This is a genomic window from Sphingobacterium arenae, assembly GCF_014692505.1.
Classification (GTDB): Bacteria; Bacteroidota; Bacteroidia; order Sphingobacteriales; family Sphingobacteriaceae; genus Sphingobacterium; species Sphingobacterium arenae.
In genome coordinates, this window is the sequence record NZ_JACNYK010000007.1 from 112,628 (window position 1) to 133,484 (window position 20,857).

Annotated in this window: 20 protein-coding genes; 9 read left to right on the top strand and 11 right to left on the bottom strand. The window is 42.8% G+C overall.

All coding sequences use genetic code 11. The annotated features are described in order from the left end of the window. Positions 1 to 66 precede the first annotated feature (66 nt). From H8B17_RS18605 to H8B17_RS18625, 5 genes are all read left to right on the top strand, one after another. Positions 67 to 1,755, top strand: a complete 1,689-nt coding sequence (locus H8B17_RS18605) for a ribulokinase (protein WP_190310743.1) — start codon at positions 67 to 69, stop codon at positions 1,753 to 1,755. Between the two features lie 6 nt (positions 1,756 to 1,761). After that, on the top strand, positions 1,762 to 2,457 hold the full coding sequence (locus H8B17_RS18610) for an L-ribulose-5-phosphate 4-epimerase (protein ID WP_190310744.1): 696 nt from the start codon (positions 1,762 to 1,764) through the stop codon (positions 2,455 to 2,457). A 36-nt stretch (positions 2,458 to 2,493) separates the two neighbouring features. Beyond that, the gene (gene araA, locus H8B17_RS18615; RefSeq protein WP_190310745.1) at positions 2,494 to 3,996 is read left to right on the top strand and encodes an L-arabinose isomerase; all 1,503 of its coding nucleotides are present in this window, start codon (positions 2,494 to 2,496) and stop codon (positions 3,994 to 3,996) included. Between the two features lie 67 nt (positions 3,997 to 4,063). Beyond that, entirely contained in the window at positions 4,064 to 5,764 is a 1,701-nt protein-coding gene (locus tag H8B17_RS18620) for a sodium:solute symporter family transporter (RefSeq protein ID WP_190310746.1), read from the top strand. Between the two features lie 34 nt (positions 5,765 to 5,798). Beyond that, a complete protein-coding gene (locus H8B17_RS18625) occupies positions 5,799 to 6,944 on the top strand; it encodes an aldose epimerase family protein (RefSeq protein WP_190310747.1) in 1,146 nt (381 codons plus the stop codon). A gap of 51 nt (positions 6,945 to 6,995) precedes the next feature. On the opposite strand, the gene H8B17_RS18630 is transcribed toward H8B17_RS18625, so the two are convergent. The 6 genes from H8B17_RS18630 to H8B17_RS18655 form a co-directional block, all read right to left on the bottom strand. Continuing rightward, positions 6,996 to 7,559 (bottom strand): DUF4136 domain-containing protein, encoded by a 564-nt coding sequence (locus H8B17_RS18630; protein ID WP_190310748.1) that lies wholly within the window; start codon positions 7,557 to 7,559, stop codon positions 6,996 to 6,998. A gap of 86 nt (positions 7,560 to 7,645) precedes the next feature. Then, on the bottom strand, positions 7,646 to 9,265 hold the full coding sequence (locus H8B17_RS18635; protein WP_190310749.1) for an NAD+ synthase: 1,620 nt from the start codon (positions 9,263 to 9,265) through the stop codon (positions 7,646 to 7,648). A gap of 13 nt (positions 9,266 to 9,278) precedes the next feature. Then, complete coding sequence (locus H8B17_RS18640; RefSeq protein ID WP_190310750.1) at positions 9,279 to 9,689, bottom strand: type II toxin-antitoxin system VapC family toxin; 411 nt, start codon at positions 9,687 to 9,689, stop codon at positions 9,279 to 9,281. Then, on the bottom strand, positions 9,689 to 9,937 hold the full coding sequence (locus tag H8B17_RS18645; protein WP_148919802.1) for a DUF6364 family protein: 249 nt from the start codon (positions 9,935 to 9,937) through the stop codon (positions 9,689 to 9,691). Before H8B17_RS18645 ends, H8B17_RS18640 begins: the two co-directional genes overlap by 1 nt. Positions 9,938 to 10,062: 125 nt before the next feature. Continuing rightward, positions 10,063 to 10,719, bottom strand: coding sequence for an FKBP-type peptidyl-prolyl cis-trans isomerase (locus H8B17_RS18650; RefSeq protein WP_190310751.1), 657 nt, complete (start codon positions 10,717 to 10,719; stop codon positions 10,063 to 10,065). Positions 10,720 to 10,786: 67 nt separating this feature from the next. Then, entirely contained in the window at positions 10,787 to 11,452 is a 666-nt protein-coding gene (locus H8B17_RS18655) for an FKBP-type peptidyl-prolyl cis-trans isomerase (RefSeq protein WP_190310752.1), read from the bottom strand. 345 nt (positions 11,453 to 11,797) lie between these two features. Here H8B17_RS18655 and H8B17_RS18660 point away from each other — a divergent pair, with 345 nt between their 5' ends. Then, positions 11,798 to 12,226: a CBS domain-containing protein gene (locus tag H8B17_RS18660; protein WP_190310753.1), complete on the top strand. Its 429-nt coding sequence runs from the start codon at positions 11,798 to 11,800 to the stop codon at positions 12,224 to 12,226. Positions 12,227 to 12,313: 87 nt separating this feature from the next. Here H8B17_RS18660 and H8B17_RS18665 read toward each other — a convergent pair whose 3' ends face one another. The 5 genes from H8B17_RS18665 to panC form a co-directional block, all read right to left on the bottom strand. Beyond that, positions 12,314 to 12,811 carry a thioredoxin family protein gene (locus H8B17_RS18665; protein WP_190310754.1) on the bottom strand — a complete coding sequence of 166 codons (498 nt, stop codon included), beginning with the start codon at positions 12,809 to 12,811 and terminating at the stop codon, positions 12,314 to 12,316. 2 nt (positions 12,812 to 12,813) lie between these two features. Continuing rightward, positions 12,814 to 15,051: a TonB-dependent receptor gene (locus H8B17_RS18670; protein ID WP_190310755.1), complete on the bottom strand. Its 2,238-nt coding sequence runs from the start codon at positions 15,049 to 15,051 to the stop codon at positions 12,814 to 12,816. A gap of 173 nt (positions 15,052 to 15,224) precedes the next feature. Beyond that, positions 15,225 to 15,596, bottom strand: a complete 372-nt coding sequence (locus tag H8B17_RS18675) for a hypothetical protein (protein ID WP_190310880.1) — start codon at positions 15,594 to 15,596, stop codon at positions 15,225 to 15,227. A 45-nt stretch (positions 15,597 to 15,641) separates the two neighbouring features. Continuing rightward, the gene (gene panD, locus H8B17_RS18680) at positions 15,642 to 15,992 is read right to left on the bottom strand and encodes an aspartate 1-decarboxylase (RefSeq protein WP_190310756.1); all 351 of its coding nucleotides are present in this window, start codon (positions 15,990 to 15,992) and stop codon (positions 15,642 to 15,644) included. Positions 15,993 to 16,213: 221 nt separating this feature from the next. Further along, complete coding sequence (gene panC / locus H8B17_RS18685; protein ID WP_190310757.1) at positions 16,214 to 17,059, bottom strand: pantoate--beta-alanine ligase; 846 nt, start codon at positions 17,057 to 17,059, stop codon at positions 16,214 to 16,216. Positions 17,060 to 17,205: 146 nt separating this feature from the next. Between panC and H8B17_RS18690 the strand changes: the two genes are divergently transcribed. The 3 genes from H8B17_RS18690 (at position 17,206) to prfA (ending at position 20,787) form a co-directional block, all read left to right on the top strand. Continuing rightward, the gene (locus tag H8B17_RS18690) at positions 17,206 to 18,030 is read left to right on the top strand and encodes a glycogen/starch synthase (RefSeq protein ID WP_190310758.1); all 825 of its coding nucleotides are present in this window, start codon (positions 17,206 to 17,208) and stop codon (positions 18,028 to 18,030) included. A gap of 142 nt (positions 18,031 to 18,172) precedes the next feature. Continuing rightward, on the top strand, positions 18,173 to 19,570 hold the full coding sequence (locus tag H8B17_RS18695) for a Gfo/Idh/MocA family oxidoreductase (protein WP_190310759.1): 1,398 nt from the start codon (positions 18,173 to 18,175) through the stop codon (positions 19,568 to 19,570). 143 nt (positions 19,571 to 19,713) lie between these two features. After that, on the top strand, positions 19,714 to 20,787 hold the full coding sequence (prfA, locus tag H8B17_RS18700; protein WP_190310760.1) for a peptide chain release factor 1: 1,074 nt from the start codon (positions 19,714 to 19,716) through the stop codon (positions 20,785 to 20,787). Positions 20,788 to 20,857: the final 70 nt, after the last annotated feature.

Below are 20,857 nucleotides of genomic sequence, written 5' to 3' on the forward strand. Positions count from 1 at the left end.
TAAGTGTTAATTTGACATTAATTTTGATAGGAAAGTTCTTGGGATAAACCAAATAAGGTGTTCATAATGGAAAAATTGTATGTGATTGGATTGGACTACGGTAGCGACTCGGTTCGGGCTGTATTGGTGGATGTAAGTAATGGAAACGAAATGGCCTCGTCCGTCTTCTACTATCCGAGATGGAAAAAAGGAGATTTTTGTGATGCATCGGCTAGTCAATTTCGCCAACATCCATTAGATTATATAGAAGGATTGGAAGCAACTGTAAAAGATTGTTTAAAAAAAACGGAAGGAGTGCTTGCCCCACAACAGGTGAAAGCTATTTCGGTAGATACCACAGGTTCTACGCCGGTAGCGGTGGACGAGCGAGGTGTTCCATTGGCGTTGCTAGAAGAATTTGCCGATAATCCAAACGCCATGTTTGTCTTGTGGAAAGACCACACAGCGGTACAAGAAGCGCAACAAATAAACGAACATGCAGTGAAATTTGATGTCAATTATCTGCAATATGTAGGTGGCGTCTATTCTTCCGAATGGTTTTGGGCAAAATTGCTGCGTACTCTGCGGGTGGACGAGCGCGTACGTAAAACGATGCATACATGGGTGGAACACTGCGATTATATCCCGTTTTTATTGACAGGCGGGACACGTGCAGTTGATATTAAACGTAGTGTCTGCGCAGCAGGCCATAAATCGTTGTGGGCAGCGGAATTTGGGGGGCTACCGCCGAATGCATTTTTTAGTGCGTTGGATCCGCTGCTAGATGGCGTAACAGAGCGCCTGTTTACAGAAACATATACCTCCGACCAGTCTGCCGGTACATTATCCGCAGAATGGGCGGAACGGCTGGGCCTGTCTACCGATGTGGTGGTAGGCGTTGGTGCTTTTGACTGCCATATGGGCGCTGTAGGAGGAGAAATTGAGCCTTATTATGTCAGTAAGGTGATCGGTACCTCTACCTGCGATATCTTGGTTGCTCCGAAAGAGGAGGTGGCTGATACATTGGTGAAGGGCATCTGTGGACAAGTTGATGGTTCGGTTATTCCCGGTATGATAGGGATGGAAGCCGGCCAATCGGCCTTCGGTGATGCCTATGCCTGGTTCAAACAGGTGCTAACATGGCCTGTAAAAAATTTATTGGCAGATAGTGGTGTGTTGGCCGAAGCGGATTTGAAGAAGGTGTTTGACTTTGTTGATGACCAGATCATCCCGCAACTTGGCAGACAGGCGGAAGCTTTACCCGTAACGGAAACATCGGAATTGGCACTTGACTGGTTCAATGGACGTCGTACACCAGATGCAGACCAAACGTTAAAAGCGGCTATACAGGGTTTGAATCTCGGAACGGACGCGCCGCGTATTTTCCGGGCAATTGTGGAAGCAACCTGTTTCGGTGCCAAAAGTATCGTCGACCGTTTTATTGATGAAGGCATTCCGGTTAAAGGCATTATCGGGTTGGGCGGGGTAGCAAAAAAATCGCCCTATATCATGCAGACAATGGCCGATGTAATCAATATGCCGATACGTGTACACAAATCGGAACAAACCTGTGCATTGGGTGCGGCTATGTTTGCCGCAACAGCAGCAGGTATTTACAATAAGGTTGAGGAGGCTATGGAGGCTATGGGACAAGGCTTTGAGCGCACGTACGAACCGTGTCCAGAAAAGGTTGCTCTTTATGCTGAACGATATCAGCAATATAAATCACTGGGCGCTTTTGTAGAAAATAAGGAGGTGCTAGAAACGATAAAATAATAAAAAATGTATACAGCGATAAAAGAAGAGGCATACTATTGCAATATGCAGTTGCCTAAACTGGGTTTGGTTCTATTCACTTTTGGTAATGTAAGTGTTGCAGACCGGAAAAAAGGGGTTTTTGCAATTAAACCGAGTGGTGTTCCTTATGAGGAGCTGACACCAGATCATATGGTTATTGTAGATTTCGACGGAAATACGGTAGAGGGAGATTTACGTCCGTCGTCGGATACAAGGACACATGCGGTACTGTATAAGCACTGGGAGGGGATCGGTGGCATTACCCATACGCATTCTACCTATGGCACGGCCTGGGCGCAAAGCCAACGCGACATTCCGATTTTCGGAACAACCCATGCCGATCACCTAACGGTTGATATCCCCTGTGCACCGCCCATGAGCGATGAGATGATTTTGGGAAACTACGAATACGAAACAGGCTTCCAGATCATCAATCACTTTGAAGCGCAACAGCTCGACTATAAAGAAGTAGAGATGGTATTGGTTGGAAATCATGCACCTTTTGCGTGGGGAAAGACGGGTATTAAATCGGTTTATAATAGCGCAGTTTTAGAAACGGTAGCACAAATGGCGCATTTAACGGAGCAGATTAATCCGAAAGCACCTCGGTTAAAAGATGCATTGATTAAAAAGCATTACGACCGTAAACATGGTACGGATGCATATTATGGACAGGAATAACGGATAACGAGCTATTGAAGAAATAAATAACAAACAATGAATATTACGTTAAATAAACTACAGGTCTGGTTTCTAACAGGAAGTCAAGATTTATACGGAGAAGATACATTACGGGAAGTAGCCGTGCACGCTGCAGAAATTGCAGGTTATCTTTCCGCTCACGAAAAAATACCGGTAGAAGTTGTCTATAAGCCGATTGTAAAGAATAGCGATGAGATTTATAATACGATCGTCGAGGCTAATGCTACGAGAGAATGTATTGGATTGGTGACGTGGATGCATACCTTCTCGCCGGCTAAAATGTGGATAAGAGGATTAAAAGCATTGCAAAAACCTTTATTGCATTTGCACACGCAATATAACAGAGACATTCCATGGGAAACGATGGATATGGATTTCATGAATCTGAATCAAAGCGCACATGGTGATCGGGAATTTGGCCATATCGTAACGCGCTTGAATATCGGACGCAAAGTCGTGACCGGCCATTGGCAAGATGAGGAAGTCATCGATCGGATTAATGTCTGGACACGTGCAGCCGCTGCATGGCATGATTGGCAAGGTGCTAAATTTGCGCGCTTTGGCGACAATATGCGCAACGTAGCAGTTACCGATGGAGACAAGGTAGAAGCAGAAACAAAATTTGGCTTCTCCGTGAACACCTATGCTATCGGTGATTTGGTTGCAGTGATCAATGAAACAAGTGATGCAGAACTTCAAGCGCTGCTGCAGGAATACGAAGAAACCTATGAGTTAGCGGATAATGTAATAGAAGGTGGAGCAGACCGCCCAAGCCTAGTGGAGGCTGCTAAAATCGAAATCGGCCTTCGCAAGTTTTTAGAAGCCGGTAACTTTAAAGGATTTACAGACACATTCGAAGACTTGCATGGTATGGTACAATTACCGGGATTGCCTGTTCAGCGTTTGATGGCGGACGGATATGGGTTTGCGGGCGAAGGTGATTGGAAAACACCCGCATTGGTACGCGCTTGTAAAGTGATGGGTGCCGGTCTGCCGGGAACCACAGCTTTTATGGAAGATTATACCTACCACTTTGATCCCGACAATGCCATGGTACTGGGTTCACACATGTTGGAGGTAGATGCTGCATTGGCGGCACATAAGCCCCGGATAGAAGTGCACCCACTAGGTATCGGCGGAAAAGCAGACCCGGCCCGTTTGGTGTTCAATGGTATAAGTGGCCCGGCATTAAACGCTTCGATCGTAGACATGGGAACACGTTTCCGTTTAATTGTAAACAAGGTGGAAGGTGTACCCGTCGTCGAGAAGTTGCCGAAATTGCCGGTTGCCCGGGTGTTGTGGAGACCGCTACCGGATATGAAAACAGGATGTAGCGCCTGGATATACGCAGGAGGGGCACACCATACAGCTTATAGCCTGAGCTTGACACCGGAATATTTGGAGGACTTTGCCCGGATTGCCGGACTGGAATATGTCGCCATTGATGAAAACACGACATTGACAGGTTTAGAGAATCAGCTCAGATGGAATGAACTGTATTACCTGTTAAAAAAATAACCTAACCGAGGCTTTCCAATACGTAAAAATGTAACGGAAAGCCTTTTATCTATAAGCTGTATAACACATGGAAAAATTTGCAACAGTAGACTACATCATCTTCGTAATCTACTTTTTTGTAGTAGCCGGATACGGCTATTGGATCTACCGTAAGAAAACGGCAGCACAAAATACAAGTAAGGATTATTTCCTTGCCGAGGGATCATTGACTTGGTGGGCTATTGGAGCGTCCTTAATTGCATCAAATATTTCGGCTGAGCAATTTATTGGAATGAGCGGTAACGGTTTTGAAGTGGGGATCGCCGTGGCCGCTTACGAGATTATCGCCGCTTTGGCGCTCATCATCGTTGCGGTGTGGTTTATTCCGGTTTATCTGAAGAATAAGATCTTTACGATGCCGCAGTTCTTGAATAACCGATATAATGAAACGACAAGTTTAATTATGGCCGTATTCTGGTTGTTCTTATACGTATTTGTGAACTTGACATCTATTCTTTATTTGGGCGCCATCGCGATCTCCAGCCTTGCGGGTGGGGGAGATACTTTTCATTTAATCATGGTTGCATTAGCCGTCTTTGCCGTTATCATTACGCTTGGCGGTATGCGTGTCATTGGCTTCACCGATGTTATTCAAGTAGTCGTCCTTATTATCGGTGGGATCGCAACAACATACGTAGCCTTGACATTGGTCAGCGAACACTTTGGGCTCGGTAAGGATGTGCTCGCGGGTTTCAACGCGTTAATGACCGATGCACCGGAGCATTTCAATATGATTGTGGAGAAACCGGGGCCAGGAGCTACGCAGGAAGAGATTAACAAATATTTGATGTTACCCGGTATCGGAATGTACCTTGCCGGGATATGGATCGTGAACCTCAACTATTGGGGCTGTAATCAATATATCACGCAACGTGCATTGGGAGCAGATCTTAATACAGCACGTAAGGGTATTCTTTTTGCAGGTTTCCTTAAGCTTTTCATGCCGATTATCGTGATGCTACCGGGTATTGCGGCTTATGTGTTATATAAGAACGGAGCGTTGCAAGAAGAAATGGCACCGGGAGGGGTGTTCCATGCGGATAACGCTTATTCGGCAATCTTAGGTTATCTACCCAATGGTATGAAAGGATTGGCACTAGCGGCATTAACAGCAGCTATCGTTGCGGGTCTCGCTGGTAAAGCGAATAGTATAGCTACTATCTTTACATTGGATATCTATAAGAAATACATGAACAAGGAAGCTAGCGAAGGAAAAATGGTATGGGTCGGTAAACTAACCATTATTGCCTCTATCGTCATTGCTGTTCTCTTTACATGGAACGATACCTTGGGGATTGGAGGCGCCGGTGGATTTACCTTTATTCAGAAATATACCGGCTTTATCAGTCCTGGTGTGTTTGCCATGTTCTTATTGGGTATGTTTTGGAAACGCACAACTGGGCCGGCAGCAATTGCAGGGCTTATCACTGGATTTGTACTTTCGGTCTTTTTCAATGAGTTTGCAGTGGATGTCTTTGGCCCTGAAACGTGGATCTATACCGCTTATCTCAATAAATTTGGTGTTTACGAAATTCCTTTCCAAATTTGTATGGGGCTGGCTTTTGCGTTTACGATGCTTGTTATGGTGGGGATAAGTTTATTTGGCCCTAAAGTTAATCCAAAAGCGTTTGAACTTGATACAAAAATGTTCAAGGTAGAACCTTCTATCCTCGTGATGATTGTCATCACCATACTGCTTGTAACAGCGATTTACGTCAGGTTTTGGTAGGTAATAAACACAATAACTATAAACTATAAAGAATATGAGAAGAAAAGTTTTTATTGCATTATTGGCGACGGCGTCGTTGACTTATGCGTGTCAACAGGGCGCTAATAAAAGCGAAACGGGAGAAACAACAAACGACAGTACCGAACAGACTACTTTTGATACGGTTATCGACGGGAAGGACGTTAAATTGTATGCCTTACAAAATGAAAAGTTACAGGTTACCCTTACGAATTACGGGGCAAGATTGGTCAGCTTACATGTAAAAAATAAGGAGGGCAAGGAAACGGATGTCATCTTAGGTTATGATACCGCAGATGAATTCAAACAAAATGCCAGCAACTATTACGGTGCAATCGTAGGACGGTATGGTAATCGTATTGGCAATGCTACTTTTACATTAGATGGCGCTACCTATGAATTGGAGAAAAATAACGGCGAAAACTCCTTACATGGTGGTACAAATGGCGTGTATAACAAAGTGTGGACAGTAGAGCAGTCGTCGGACACAGCGATTACCTTAGCGTATACGTCGCCCGATGGGGAAGCAGGATATCCAGGCACAGTAACCATGAAAGTAACCTATTCGCTAACGGATGGAGGTTTGCTTATCGATTACGAAGGTTCTACGGACAAAAAAACGGTACTGAACTTGACCAATCACGCGTATTTTAATCTCAATGGAGAAGGCGATGCAACGATATTGGATCATGAATTACAGATAGACGCGGACGCTATTACCGAAGTCGATGAAACGTTGATACCAACGGGGAAGAGCTTAGCGGTAGCCGGTACGGCGTTTGACTTTCGTAAACCGCAGACGATCGGATCACGTATTGATACAGATAACGAACAGTTAAAGGTTGGTCAGGGATATGACCACAACTTTGAATTGGTGAAAGGAGAGGGGTTCCGTAAAGTGGCTTCGGTTTATGCTCCAAAAACTGGGATAGAAATGCAGATATTAACAACCGAACCCGGATTACAGTTTTATAGCGGTAACTTTATGACGGATAGCGATCCGAAAGGTAAGGGAGGGAAAGGTTATCCTTTCCGTTCTGCATTTTGTCTGGAAACACAACATTTTCCAGATTCACCTAATCAACCATCTTTTCCATCTACGGTGCTGAAACCAGGGGAAAAATATACGTCAAAAACAGAATATCGGTTTTTGGTGAGATAGTCCATAAAAGAGAGGGCGATGCGGGATCATCGCCCTTTTTGTGTCTGCTTTCTAGTTATGTACGGGATACTGCTTGAAGATCCCGCTGACAATCTGTGGTAGTTTATTAATCATTTTTTCTGGGGCTCTGACCTCCGATGAACCTCGCGCCTGCCATATGACGCTGTTTGTCCGTCTATCCACGGCCTCTATAATCAGGTGGGCATAGCGGTACTTTTCGTGACCCACTGGGTAGCTAAAGCCTCCGTAGCCCATTCCCCAGCCCCAGCCCATTCCCCAAGGGCCCCATCCGCCCCATCCATAAGATGGGCTATATACCATGCGACTTTTGTTATTCACAATCGTGATATAACGAAAAAGTACATCCGGGTTTTCTTTGGAATATTGCATGCCCAAAGCCTCTAGTTCCTTATTGGCGGCATTCAGGATATTGCTTTTAGCAATATCGTTATTGAAATAATTTTTAGATAATGAATCTACTGGAGGAAGCCAACTATAGGTTTTATACTGCCCAAAATCCTGATTCTGTACGTGTGTGGTATTATACTTCACAGAAGCACACGAAGCTAGAATCGCCACAACACCCAACAGGAAAATATATTTTATCGTATTCATAATAACCTTTTATTTAGTATTGTTTAGACAATTTAAATGTATAAAGGTTTAAAGAATTCTATGTTCTTTTTTGCGGTCAAAAAAGATTAATACTTCGCAACCAACGGCATGACCCGACCACTGCCAAAAGCTTTGGGGCTTACTCGGAGTATGGGTGGGGCCTGAAATCGTTTAAACTCTGCATTATACAGTAATTTGGCGATACGTACTACCAATGTTTCATCAAATCCCGATTGAATAACGGCTGTAGCCGATTTCTCCAGTTCGATTAATTGATAGAGTATGCTGTCCAATATATCGTAAGGAGGTAAAGAATCGGAATCTTTTTGGTCTGGACGGAGCTCCGCCGAAGGTGGTTTAATGATCGTATTCTCTGGGATGATCTCTCGTTCCCGGTTAATATAATGTGCTAATGCATAGGCTTGGGTTTTGTAAACATCACCAATGACGCTCAAAGAACCCGCCATATCACCGTATAACGTTCCATATCCGACGGCCGCTTCGCTTTTATTAGAGGTGTTTAGCAGGATATGGCCAAATTTATTGGAAAGTGCCATAAGGATCGTCCCTCGTATACGGGCTTGTATATTTTCTTCCGTCAGATCCGGCGCTCGTCCCGTAAATGTTTCTGCTAATGTTTGGTCAAAAGTTTTTGCAATGTCCGCTATCGGAATAATTTGATGTGTACAGCCCGTGTTTTCGACGAAATCCAACGCGTCTTTTACGGAATGCTCACTGGAATATTGGGACGGCAATAAGACCGCGAGGACATTTTCGGCACCGAGCGCTTCACAGGCTAACGCCGCAACGATAGCGGAATCTAATCCGCCCGATAGGCCGAGGACGGCCTTTTTGAAACCTGACTTCTGAAAATAATCCCGAATTCCTAAAATCAATGCATCGTGTATTAATGCCATCTCCGATGGTTTTTCCTCTAAATGTACGGATGATGCTTGTATGTCCACTACCGTATAATCTTCTTCAAAACGCTTTAATTCGGATAGTATATGGCCGTTTCTATCCAGCGCCAACGAACGGCCGTCAAAGATGATATCGGTATGTGCTCCGATCTGGTTAACATACACCAAGGGGCAACCTGCTTTGATTACGTTACGTTTTAAGACGTTGATACGATTTTCAAAGTGTGTGTAAGAAAATGGAGAAGCAGCAATATTGATGATGAGGGATGGGGTTTCCTTGCGTAATTCCGCCATCAAATCGCCCACGTAGGAATTAGCCACTTCGTCGTCCCATAAATCTTCACAGATCGTCAGAGCCACCTTTTCTCCGTTGATTTCGATACAGGTGGCAGCACGGTTGGGTTCGAAATACCGGTATTCATCAAATACATCGTAATCCGGCAATAAGCTTTTTTTACAGATATGCTGAATTTTTCCGCCCGACAGCACAACGGCAGCATTGTAAAGCGGCTTACCTTCTGGATCTGTATTAACGACGGGTGCGCCAATGATGCAATGAATACCTTGGCATGCGCCTGCGATTTCCGCTAAGCTATCGGTACACTGTTGAATAAAATGTGCGTTTCGTAAAAGATCTTTTGCGGGATAACCACCTATAGCCAGTTCAGCGAAAACGATTAAATCAGCACCATCTGCTTTGGCACGTGTAATATGACTGATAATTTTTTCGTTGTTGGCCGTAAAGTTGCCGATATGATAATTCAGTTGAGCAAGCGCTATCTTCATTGTGAATGGGTTGTTATTTTCGGTTTAGGTATTCCTTTGCTGTTAAAATGGGAATATTAAGTTTTTTAAAATCTTTCTTATTTCGTGTAATAATAATATCCGTATTATTTTCAATTGCTGTATAGTATTGAATAGCGTCCTCAAAATCTTTTTGATCCGATGTCAATGCCAATTCAATTATTTTATCATCTAAGGGTAAAACATCAACCAGTACTTTAAATTTAGCCAATATTTTTCGAGCATCATGCGTATTGTAATGTTTGGAAAGTAAAAAGTGTGCATTCGCTATAGTCAAGGACGATATAAATAGTTTTACTTTTTTATCATCTCCAAGTGTAAACAGTTCCTGAGCTTCTTCATAAAAACTTTCGCGTTTTTGTAAAAGATCGATGACGATGTTTGTGTCAATAAAAAGCCTGTCCATTAACAGTATTTCTTATTTAAGTATTCATAATATTCTTTTTTGTAATCTGTTTCATCCTCGCGTGGAATAACGCCAGTCAAACTCTCTACAAGAGGACTAACTTTAACATCTTTCTTGTCGTCTTTATTTGTTAATGAATCCAAATAATTTTCAATAAGTTGCGACAGGCTTACGCGATTACTTTTAGCGTAGTCCTTCGCACGATCGATAATGTGCTTGTCTAAATTTAACGTGAGTTTTGTATTCATCTTTGCTCTATCTTTACGTGTAAATTTAAAAATAAATCACGTGTGTTGCAAATTTTTGAATTTTTCTCTAAAAAACAAAGCCCGCTGATTCACACAGTGGGCTTCGGTTATTTGTGTAAACTAGTTTACTTTATATTCACCACTTCAATATAAAAATGCAAAGGAGAATTGGCAGGAATAGTAACTTCTCCGTCTTTATTTTTTTGCTCTCTGTTATCGTAACAATACGGCGAGGGTGCAACCAGCTCGATAATAGCGCCTTTCTGTAGTCCTTTTTCGGTAAGGCCGCCGATCTTATAATCGTTTCCATTTAGACGGACTTCTTTCGGATAGAAAGAAATATCCCACGCGGGGATAAGTCCACCAAGTTGGAAAGAGCGGGTTTTGTCTTCCGGATCATCAGCAGATGTTTCATCAAATACATCTCCGTTCAATAATTTGCCGGTATATTTTACTTCTACGGTAGGTCTGGCAAGAGCCAAGCCACCCATGGATCCGGGAACCAGCCACTTGCTGTAGGATCCTTCTTCCCCCGGTTCGTGAATCTTGAACCAGATACCGGTCGAATCATCTAATATGGCGTCTGGAATATGTTCTTCGGCAAAATCTTTTAATATAGGAGCTTGTTCATCCAGCAATGCTTCTATTCGTGCATTGTTAATGGAATCTCTACGACGTTGCTCGTCGGCCCAATCGGATCCGTTATCATCAGATTTGCTACAAGATGTGATGCTGATTGTGGTTAGTGTAAAAAGAAAAATAAGTTTTGAAAGGTTTTTCATTGTTTCGATTAAAAAAAGAGCGTGTCTTGTTGGACACGCCCTCTGTATATTATTTGTGATTGTGTTATTATTCTATGTTTAATACTTCAAACTCGTATAGCAATGGTGAGTTGGCCGGAATATCGCCAACTTTGTTCGCGCCATAAGCCCAGGAAGAAGGGGAAACCACGCGGATATGGCTACCTTTTTTCAAGCCTTTTGCTGTTAAGCCGTAATATGGTCTGTCTTCACCGTCTACCCTATACGATTTTGGGAAAAAGGAAATAAGCCACACACCATTATAAATATTTGAATTCGACTGAAATGTCGCAAAATCAAAATTTTCATTTTCTCCAGACTGCACTTCGGTACCGTCTAATAATGACACCGTATAGTTCACTCTAACTTTTGGAGGAACCGGACCGGTTGAAGAAGAGAACTCATATTCAAAAGCCTCATCATCTTCTTCGGTAGGTACGGCTAACACTTCGAAGTGGATCCCTGTTTTAACGGTTTTACCTAGTAAAGAAAATGTCTCTTCCCTATCGTCTTCCTGCCATCCGCCCGGTGCTTCAGAAGGATTGTCCAGTAAATATTCTTCAATTTTAATTTTATCCGCAGCTAATGAAGCAACTATGGCTTCTTGTTGTCGGCGCTGTTCGGCTTCCTGTTCTGCACTGTTATCTTTCATACAAGAACTAAATGCAACCGCCGCAAATGCTAATACTAATAGTGGTTTAAATAGAGCTTTCATAAATTTTTAATGTCTTTTCTACAGGATAGAACGCAGGTTCATATCTTAATGCTACAACAAAAGTAAGAAAATTATGTAAAGACAATTAATTTATACGACTACAATTATTTGTTGAGCGATGGAATCTTTTGGTGTAAAATTGTTTTTAAGTAACTTGATCTTCATTTTTTTTATATAAACAAAACCGTTACCTTTAAACAGTAATCACCAATTTACGGCTGTTGGTAGACTGTTTTATCGCTATACGTTGTTTTTGGATTGCGCCACCTTAGTTAGAGAAGAGTGTGAAACCTTACCCGATACGATCGGCAGAAGGCTCATCAACCATTATAAATTGATAATAAAATGAAAACCGTAAAACACATCCTCCAAGCAAAAGGTTCTGTGGTGTACGCCGTAAACCAAAACACTTCCGTTTTTGATTCGTTACAAACGATGATGGAGAAAAACATCAGCGCTTTATTAATTATGGAACAAGAGGCATTGCTGGGTATTTTCACCGAGCGCGACTATGCCCGAAAAATCATCCTACAAGGCAAGTCCTCCAAAGAGACGCCTGTTCATCTCGTCATGACGTCTAACCTGCGAACGATCACCACGGACGAAAAAGTGGAGAATTGCATGGAACTGATGACAAATAACCACGTGAGGCATTTGCCTGTAGTGGAAAATGGTCGGGTGTTAGGGATGATTTCTATTGGCGACATCGTGAAACATATCATTGAAGATCAAAAACAAACCATTGACCAACTGCAAAGTTATATCAGTAGTTAAGAAAGGTCTTAGTTACCGCTTAATATGTAATCATAGTGAAACAAAAACTAAAAATAGCCCGCGAACTTCCGTCGTGGGCTATTTTTGTTACTCACTTTCCGTCATACTGCCGATAACTGCTAATAATTCCTTTAGTTGATCGGGAGAGAGAACGCCACCATGACGAAATAATACTTGATAGTTGCGGTCAAGGAGGATCCACGTCGGAAACGCCAGTGTACCGGGACCATTCAATGCGTGCGCTAGTTCGTGTGTTCCGGTATTTTTGCCTGTTGGTTTGAAAACATACTTCCTACCTTGAAATAAGACGTTTGTTTTACTTTCCGCGTCAAATTCTATATAATAGAATACGTTCGCTTTTGCAGCAAAATCGTCGTTTTTCTGGATTTGATTTTTTTGCATGCGGCAATATTGACACCAATCGGTAGAAAGCAAAACTAACAGGGGTTTTGCTTTCTGCTTCATGAGGCTATCTACCTTAGCGATATTCACGGGGTTTATTTGTGCATCACAGATGAACGACGTGAACAAGCCTGCTGCGATGAGCAAGGTAGAACGATATTGCCTTAATCTTACGGTTATCATATTTACCTAAACATATTATACCGAACGCCTAAGAATCCACGAATTCCTTGGTTTGGTCCATAGACGTAACTCGGATCAAATGGTAGGAGACTCGGGTCATCAATTTTTTCAAACGGATCATGTGCACGAGAAATAATAAAAGGAATCCCTTTGGTAGGCGTCCAGTTTAGTAAATTCTTTACACCACCGAAAATTTCTAATCCGTTACGGAAATGCTTCGTAACCTGTATATTCTGAATACTCCATGCTTTCGACTCATCCGGTCTTGGGTCATCCGCACCCAAAACAGGTAAACGCATAGGGCCTATGACATTTCCGGTATAATCAAAACTTAATCCTAAACGGTTCCAGTTATAACCTATGGTCCAGGTACCCATGTACTTCTCCGTCAGCATCTGCCATTCGCGTTCTCCCCCTTCTTCACTATGGACATCCATTACCGTTCCGCCGATCATGGCTTTGAAACCACTTGGGTGTGCCCAGTCCAAATTGAGGGAAATACCTTGTGAAACAGCGTGTCCGTCTAAATTGGAGTAGATGATCTTGTTGATATCGGTGTCATAGTCGGGGATAATTTTATTGGAAAAATACGTGTAGAACGCCGATGCATCAATACCAAATACAGCCCCATTATCCGAGTAGAATTTCTTTACATAGTTGATATTGGAGTTCCATGAAGTTTCCGGTTTTAGATCGCCGATAAATACCACATCGCGTGCGCCGGTCAATGCTGCATGGTCTTCGGTAAACACGTTCGCGACGCGATATCCATTCCCGATACCGACCCGCAATACTTGGGTTTTATCCTTAGAATTCCACTTATAGTTCAGGCGCGGCGATAATATACTCCCGTGAATAGAATTGTAATCGTATCGTGCACCAAGCAATAATTTATGCTGTGGATGTAGGGTAATCTCATCTTGCACAAAAAGCCCTGGCAAATGGGTATGCGATACGTTGGTTGTTGCGGGGGTATTATCGTCGTAATAGGTGTAGCGATAAGCTAATCCGGTCAATAGATCATGGTTTTTGATTTGTTTATGCCAAGTTAATTGACCAAATACAATTTTCTGATCTGCCATATACTCTGTATCGCCATAAACACTGTTTTGATCGTGGCCGTTTGCACTGAAAGATAGTGAGAAGTCATCTTTACCGGGTAAATCGTACACGCCCATCACTTCCCACCGCTTGGTGTAAATACTTTCGCCATATACTTCATCCCCGCCGCGATACTGCCTATTCCAATTCATTTCCCCTCCCCAGCGGTCTTCATATATATAGCGGGCCGCCAGCGAGAATGTTTTGTTGTCTTTACGTGCGAAATTCCACTTATTAAAGATGGAAATCCTATCTTGCAGGGTGACGTCTGTAAAATTATCTCCGTTTTTATCCAACGGATTTGAATAGTTAAAGTAATTGACGCCCAATAATGATTGGGCAGAGCCTACCTTAAACTTACCGCCGAGATCCAAGTTATATTCTTGCCAAGTGGTTCCGAAGGTTTCTAGGCTTAACAGCGGCGCGTTTTCAGGAGTTTTTGTGATGATGTTGATAAGACCCCCCACTGCTTCACTGCCGTATAACGTAGAGGCGGGGCCTTTGACTATTTCTACACGTTCGATTAAGGCCTGCGGAATACCGTTCAACCCATACACCGTTGAGAGGCCGGAAACAATAGGCATACCATCGATCAATACCATCGTATAGGGGCCTTCTAGACCATTTATATGGATGTCGCCGGTATTACAGACACTACAATTGACCTGTGGACGCACACCATTTATATTCTGGAGAGATTCGAAAATTGTTGGTGCTGGATTCGCTCTGAAAAATTTCGCGGAGTATACTTCGACCGGAATGGGGCTTTCTAATTTGGAGACTTCCCGCAGGGTACCCGAAACCACGACTTCGTCTAAATTACGATTGTCTTTTTGTAGTACAATGCGGATTTGTGTCATGCTTTTGGACGCATCGATATGCTTTTTAGCGGGAAGGTAACCTACAGCCCGGATGACCAATCTCGCTTCGTTCGTGGGTATATCTTCTAATAGGAAATTGCCGTCTTCATCGGTGGTCGTTCCCACATTAGAGCCATCTAGCAACACACTGGCGGCGAAAATAGGTTGGTTGTCGGCGTCGGTGATTTGCCCCTGTATTTTTGTTTGGGCGAAAAGTGTCAATGGAAATATATAGAGTAAGGCGAATAGAAAAAGCCCGTTGGTGTATTTTTTTGTCATGTATAATAAATCATAATTAGCGTGTACGTGTGGTTAATACGCCCAACGTTACGCTCAATGAATGAATCAGCAATCACATCTGCGAAAAGCTGTGGCAATCACAACATCGTGCAGACCTGACCGCGTGAATTAAATGTTTTTAGTCATTTCCGATAGATCCTCGGAGGTAAAAATTAAGATAGGGAGGAAGTGGGTGGTCCCCGTAAATTATAATGAAAGAGCAGTGTAGCAGGCGCATGTTCCGTTAGTTCTGCATAATGTATGCAAAGTAAAATAGGGGTGACGGAGAGTTCGAATGCTGGAAAATCATCAGCGACGAATACGCCTGCAAATACGACGTTTAGGAATTGAATTTCATCGTCCGAATGGTGATGATGAGGCTTTCCCTTTTTCGTGAAGTCATAAGGGTGAATGTGGGTAACAATCTCGCCAGTAGAAGTGACTTCCTTATGCATGAATACCACACCACTGGTGATGATAGCCACCATCCATACGCTTAGTGACCAAGCGATAAGATTGCGGTATGTGGTACTGAGTCTATGCATAACTGTATTTTACATTTTTTGTGAAATTACGAAATGATAGGGAAACTACAGTGTTAATTTATTGTTGTGATCCGGGAAAAGCAAACTGGGTTTGTGTATTTTGGCTTCTTCGGGCGTCATACTTGCATAAGAAATAATAATAATGATATCGCCCACCTGTACCAAACGGGCGGCAGCACCATTCAGGCAAATAGTACCTGTTCCTCGCTCCCCAGGGATAACGTAAGTCTCTAATCGAGCTCCGTTATTGTTGTTCACAATCTGCACTCTTTCGTTTGCAACAATATTTGCTGCATCCATCAAATCTTCATCGATCGTGATGCTTCCCACGTAGTTCAGTTCCGCTTGCGTAACGCGAACCCGATGAATCTTTGATTTCATTACTTCAATCAACATCTTACAAAATTACTCATTTTTTTTTAACTCGTATGTACTTACCCCTCTTTAACCTAAATTGTCCCATCCGGAGATTTGAGGCATTTAAAACCCCATTTGTAGTACAGTCCATTATCTCAAATATCCGAAGGGACAAGGTTTATGGATTCGTGTTTATTTTAGTATCCATGAGCTCGCTTCGCTCGGTTTTGCCTTCTTTTTTACGGGAAAAAAGAATAAACCTAATCCAATAACATATTATCGATCAACCTTACACCCTCTACCCAGGCTACTAATAGAGCGACGTGCTTTTTTGTGGGATCAATTTGATCAATTTCCTGTAATGAACGGGTTTCGCAGATAGCGAGGTATTCCACTTCGATCTCACCTTCTTGCTCGAGTATGGATAGCGCTTCCTGCCGGAGATTGTCGAGCTCGTGGTCATTAAAATGACGTTTTATATGGCTCAATGCACGATATAAAGCCAATGCTTTTTGCTTCCCTGCTTCCGAAAGACGTGTGTTGCGCGAACTTAGTGCAAGCCCTTTTTCGTTTCGGACCGTGGGACAAATATGGAGCGTGATGGGTAGCTTTTTTAAGTCAATTAGCCGCTGAATGACCATGACCTGTTGGAAGTCTTTTTGACCGAAGCAGGCGACATCTGGTTCGACTAAGCGAAACAGTTTATATACGATCTGGGTTACTCCTTGAAAATGCCCTGGTCGCTTTTCTCCTTCCCAAACTTTCTCCAGGTTGCCGAGATCAAGGTGCCAACGTTTCTCCATGGGCGTATACATTTCTTCTATAGAAGGCAAAAAAGCAGCATCACAGCCGATTTTCTGTAACAGCTGGAGGTCGTTTTGTTCTGGACGGGGGTATCTTTCAAGATCTGTTGGATCATTAAATTGGGTGGGATTTACAAAAATACTACATACTACGACATCCGCAATTTGTTTTGCTTCGTTTATTAAAGACAGGTGTCCCTCGTGGAGTGCTCCCATCGTGGGTACTAGGGCTATACGCTGCTGCGTATTACGGGCCTCATCAAGGAAGGTTTGCAGGGTATTTTTCGTTCTAAATATGTTCACAGCAAAACGTTAAAATAAGGGCGCAAATTTGCATAAATAAATTCGTAATGTAAAGGTATGAAATCTAGTGAATTGTAAAATTCATAAAATAATCGTATCTTTGTAGACCGATTTTACTGTTCGATAAATAAAAAAAAGAATTGGAGATGGCAAAAACGAAAATATTGTTTGTAACCCATGAGATGTCGCCTTTCCTTGAAATAAGTAAGATTTCTGAAATAACACGCCAGTTACCGCAAGCGATGCAAGAAAAGGGATTTGAAATCCGAATTTTGATGCCGCGTTTTGGTAATATTAATGAGCGCAGAAATCGTCTTCATGAAGTGATAAGGTTGTCGGGAATGAACATTGTGGTGGATAAAAATGATAATCCGCTTATTATTAAGGTTGCTTCATTGCCTGCAGCAAGAATGCAGGTTTATTTTTTAGATAATGAAGAGTATTTTCAGCGGAAGAAGATTTTTCGTGACGAGAAGGGAGCATTTTTTGGAGATAATAACGAACGTTCGTTATTCTTCTGTAAAGGAGTCTTAGAGACGGTAAAGAAATTGGGTTGGTCACCCGACGTGGTGCACTGCCATGGTTGGTTTTCAGCGATGATCCCGGCTTATTTGAAAACGGCCTATAAAGATGATCCCACATTCAAGGATGCTAAAGTGATGTATTCTCTTTATGCAAATGAAGATTTTGATACTGTTGGAGCTAAATATGGCGCCATGGCGGCGCAAACTGATATGCGCGCTGAGGATGCCGCGCCTTATGGCGACGGTTCATATGTAGACCTTTATAAAGGAGTTCTTTCATACACTGATATCGCCGTATTTGCTGATGGTGACATACATCCGGAGCTTAAGCTATATGTTGAAGAAAACGGAATTCGGAGTTTCTCTCCTGAGGGAGATGTGGATTATGAGGGGTTCGCAGAAGTATTTGAGGAGTTTTCCACGGCTGACGTAGAGGAAACTGCATAAAGCTTTCATAATTTAAATAAATGTTAAAAAGACGCGATTCTCATCGCGTCTTTTTTGTTTGCATGATTTTTTTTCTTATTTTGGACTTACTAACAGTGTTTTCGAATACAAATACGGAATAGACTATTATAAACAAAATAGCATGGAGAATTTCTCAAGAAGATCATTTTTAGAGCGTATCGCGTTGCTTGCCGCTGGATCGGTAGTGTCGTTACCGGTTAACGCGTTTGGGTTGCACCGCAAACTAAGGGTTACTTTGGTCGGTACCGGAGTTAGAGGTATATCGTTTTGGGGACGACGCTTGGTAGAGCAGTATCCAGATCAACTGGAATTTGTTGGGCTAAGCGATATCAACCCGGGCAGGTTGCAGTATGCGAAAGAATACATGAAGGTGGATTGTCCCACTTTTGTCAATTTCAAAGAGATGCTGGACGAAGCCAAACCAGACTTAGTTATCGTGTGTACAACAGATTCGTCTCATCATGAGCGAATCATCGAAGGATTGGCGGCCGGTTGTGACGTGCTTACGGAGAAACCACTGACAACCGACGAAATAAAGGCTCAGGCTATATTAGACGCGGAACGAAAATACGGTAGAAACCTGATTGTAGGATTTAATTATCGGTGGAGTCCTTATATGACGAAAATAAAGGAATTGATTATGAATGGGGAAATCGGCGAAATTACGTCGGTTGATTTTAATTGGTACCTTAATGTGCATCACGGGGCGTCGTATTTCCGCCGGTGGCACGGGCTGATGAACAAGGGCGGATCATTATGGATACATAAAGCCACGCATCATTTTGATTTGCTTAATTGGTGGCTGGATTCGGAACCTGAAGAAGTATTCGCTTATGGCGCGCTGGAACATTATGGCAAAAATGGACCGTTCAGAGGAACTAGTTGTCGCAGTTGTTCATATAAAAAAGAATGTAACTACTATTGGGATATCACGGGAGATTCCCATGCGATGAAGCTCTATGTGGCCAATGAAACACATGATGGATACATCCGCGATGGTTGTGTTTATCGGGAAGAGATCGATATTTATGATAAGATGTCGGCGCAAATTAAATATGCAAACGGCGTAATAGCTAATTATTCACTGACGACGTATTCGCCGTTTGAGGGCTGGCGGATAGCTTTCAACGGGCAAAAAGGACGTATTGAGGCTTGGTTGGATATTCCCTGGATGAAAAATGATACGTTGGATCAGGAGAGCTTGCACGCTGCTGAAATGCAACAGGGAAATAATATTGATGTTATTCATGAACCAGTCGTGCTTTATAAAAACTGGAAGGATTATCAAGTCATTCAGGTAGCTAGCGAGCGGGCTGGGCATGGAGGAGGCGACCGCCGTCTACACGACAAGCTGTTCAAACAACCCGAGGCTCCCGACCCATATGGACACGCAGCTGGATTGCGAGATGGGGTGATGTCTATTTTGATAGGCGTGGCCGCCCGTCATAGTATCGAGCAGGGGAACCCCATAAAAATTGCATCGTTGACAGATTTAAAACCGAAAGTCAAACGAGGATAGAGAACGAAAACTTTCTGTTTTTATATTAATCACTTCTATTATAGGGTTCAAGGTGGTTTCTACCCCATAATACAAAAAAAAAATATGTACTTTTGTGCCTGAAAACGGGAAATATCTTCCCGTTTTTAAGAGCATTACGCACTATGTTAGAAAAACTACAAGCTATAAAAGAACGTTGGGAAGAGGTAGAAGCTGAATTAAGTAAACCTGAAACCATAAGTGATATGAAGCGTTTTGCCAAGTTGAATAAAGAGTATAAAGACTTGGGCAAAATTGTGGAACGCTATCATGTTTATAAGAATATCGTTAGTAATATCGATACGAACAAAGATATACTTGCTCACGAAAAAGATCAGGAGCTGCGGGAAATGGCGAAAGAAGAACTTGACCTCTTACTGACGGAAAAGGAAGAAAAAGAGGAAGAGATTCGGTTGATGTTAATTCCTAAAGATCCGGAAGATGGCAAGAATGCGATTATTGAAATTAGGGGCGGTACAGGAGGTGACGAAGCGGCTCTTTTTGCAGGCGATTTGTATCGAATGTATACTCGTTTTTTTGAGACAAAGGGGTGGCGTACAGAAGTAATGGATGTAACGGAGGGTACGTCCGGTGGCTACAAAGAGGTTATTTTAAAAGTTATCGGCGACGATGTATATGGTCAATTGAAATATGAATCGGGGGTGCACCGTGTACAGCGTGTTCCGGATACGGAGACACAGGGACGTGTTCATACATCTGCTGCTTCGGTTGCAGTTTTGCCAGAAGCAGAAGATGTGGATGTAGAGTTGAACCCCGGTGATATCGAAATGCAAACATCGCGCTCGGGCGGGGCTGGAGGTCAAAATGTCAATAAGGTAGAAACCAAGGTGCAGTTGACGCACAAGCCATCTGGAATCGTGGTCGTGTGCCAAGTGGAACGCTCCCAGTTAGCGAACCGTGAACTTGCAATGGAGATGCTTCGCAATAAACTATACGAATTGGAGGTGCAGAAAAAGCATGGTGATGTGGCGGCAAAACGTAAAACAATGGTGTCTACCGGCGACCGTTCCGCCAAAGTAAGGACGTATAATTATCCGCAAGGACGCGTTACCGAACACCGTATTGGCTTGACACTTTATAACCTTCCGGCTGTGATGGATGGTGATATTCAGGGCATTATAGATGCGCTCCAATTTGCGGAGAATGCAGAGAAAATGAAAGAGGGTGCAGTAGACTAAATTTTTTCAAAAAAATTTCCTCATTCTGTAAAATACCCCTATATTTGCACACCTTCAAACGGGAAGGAAA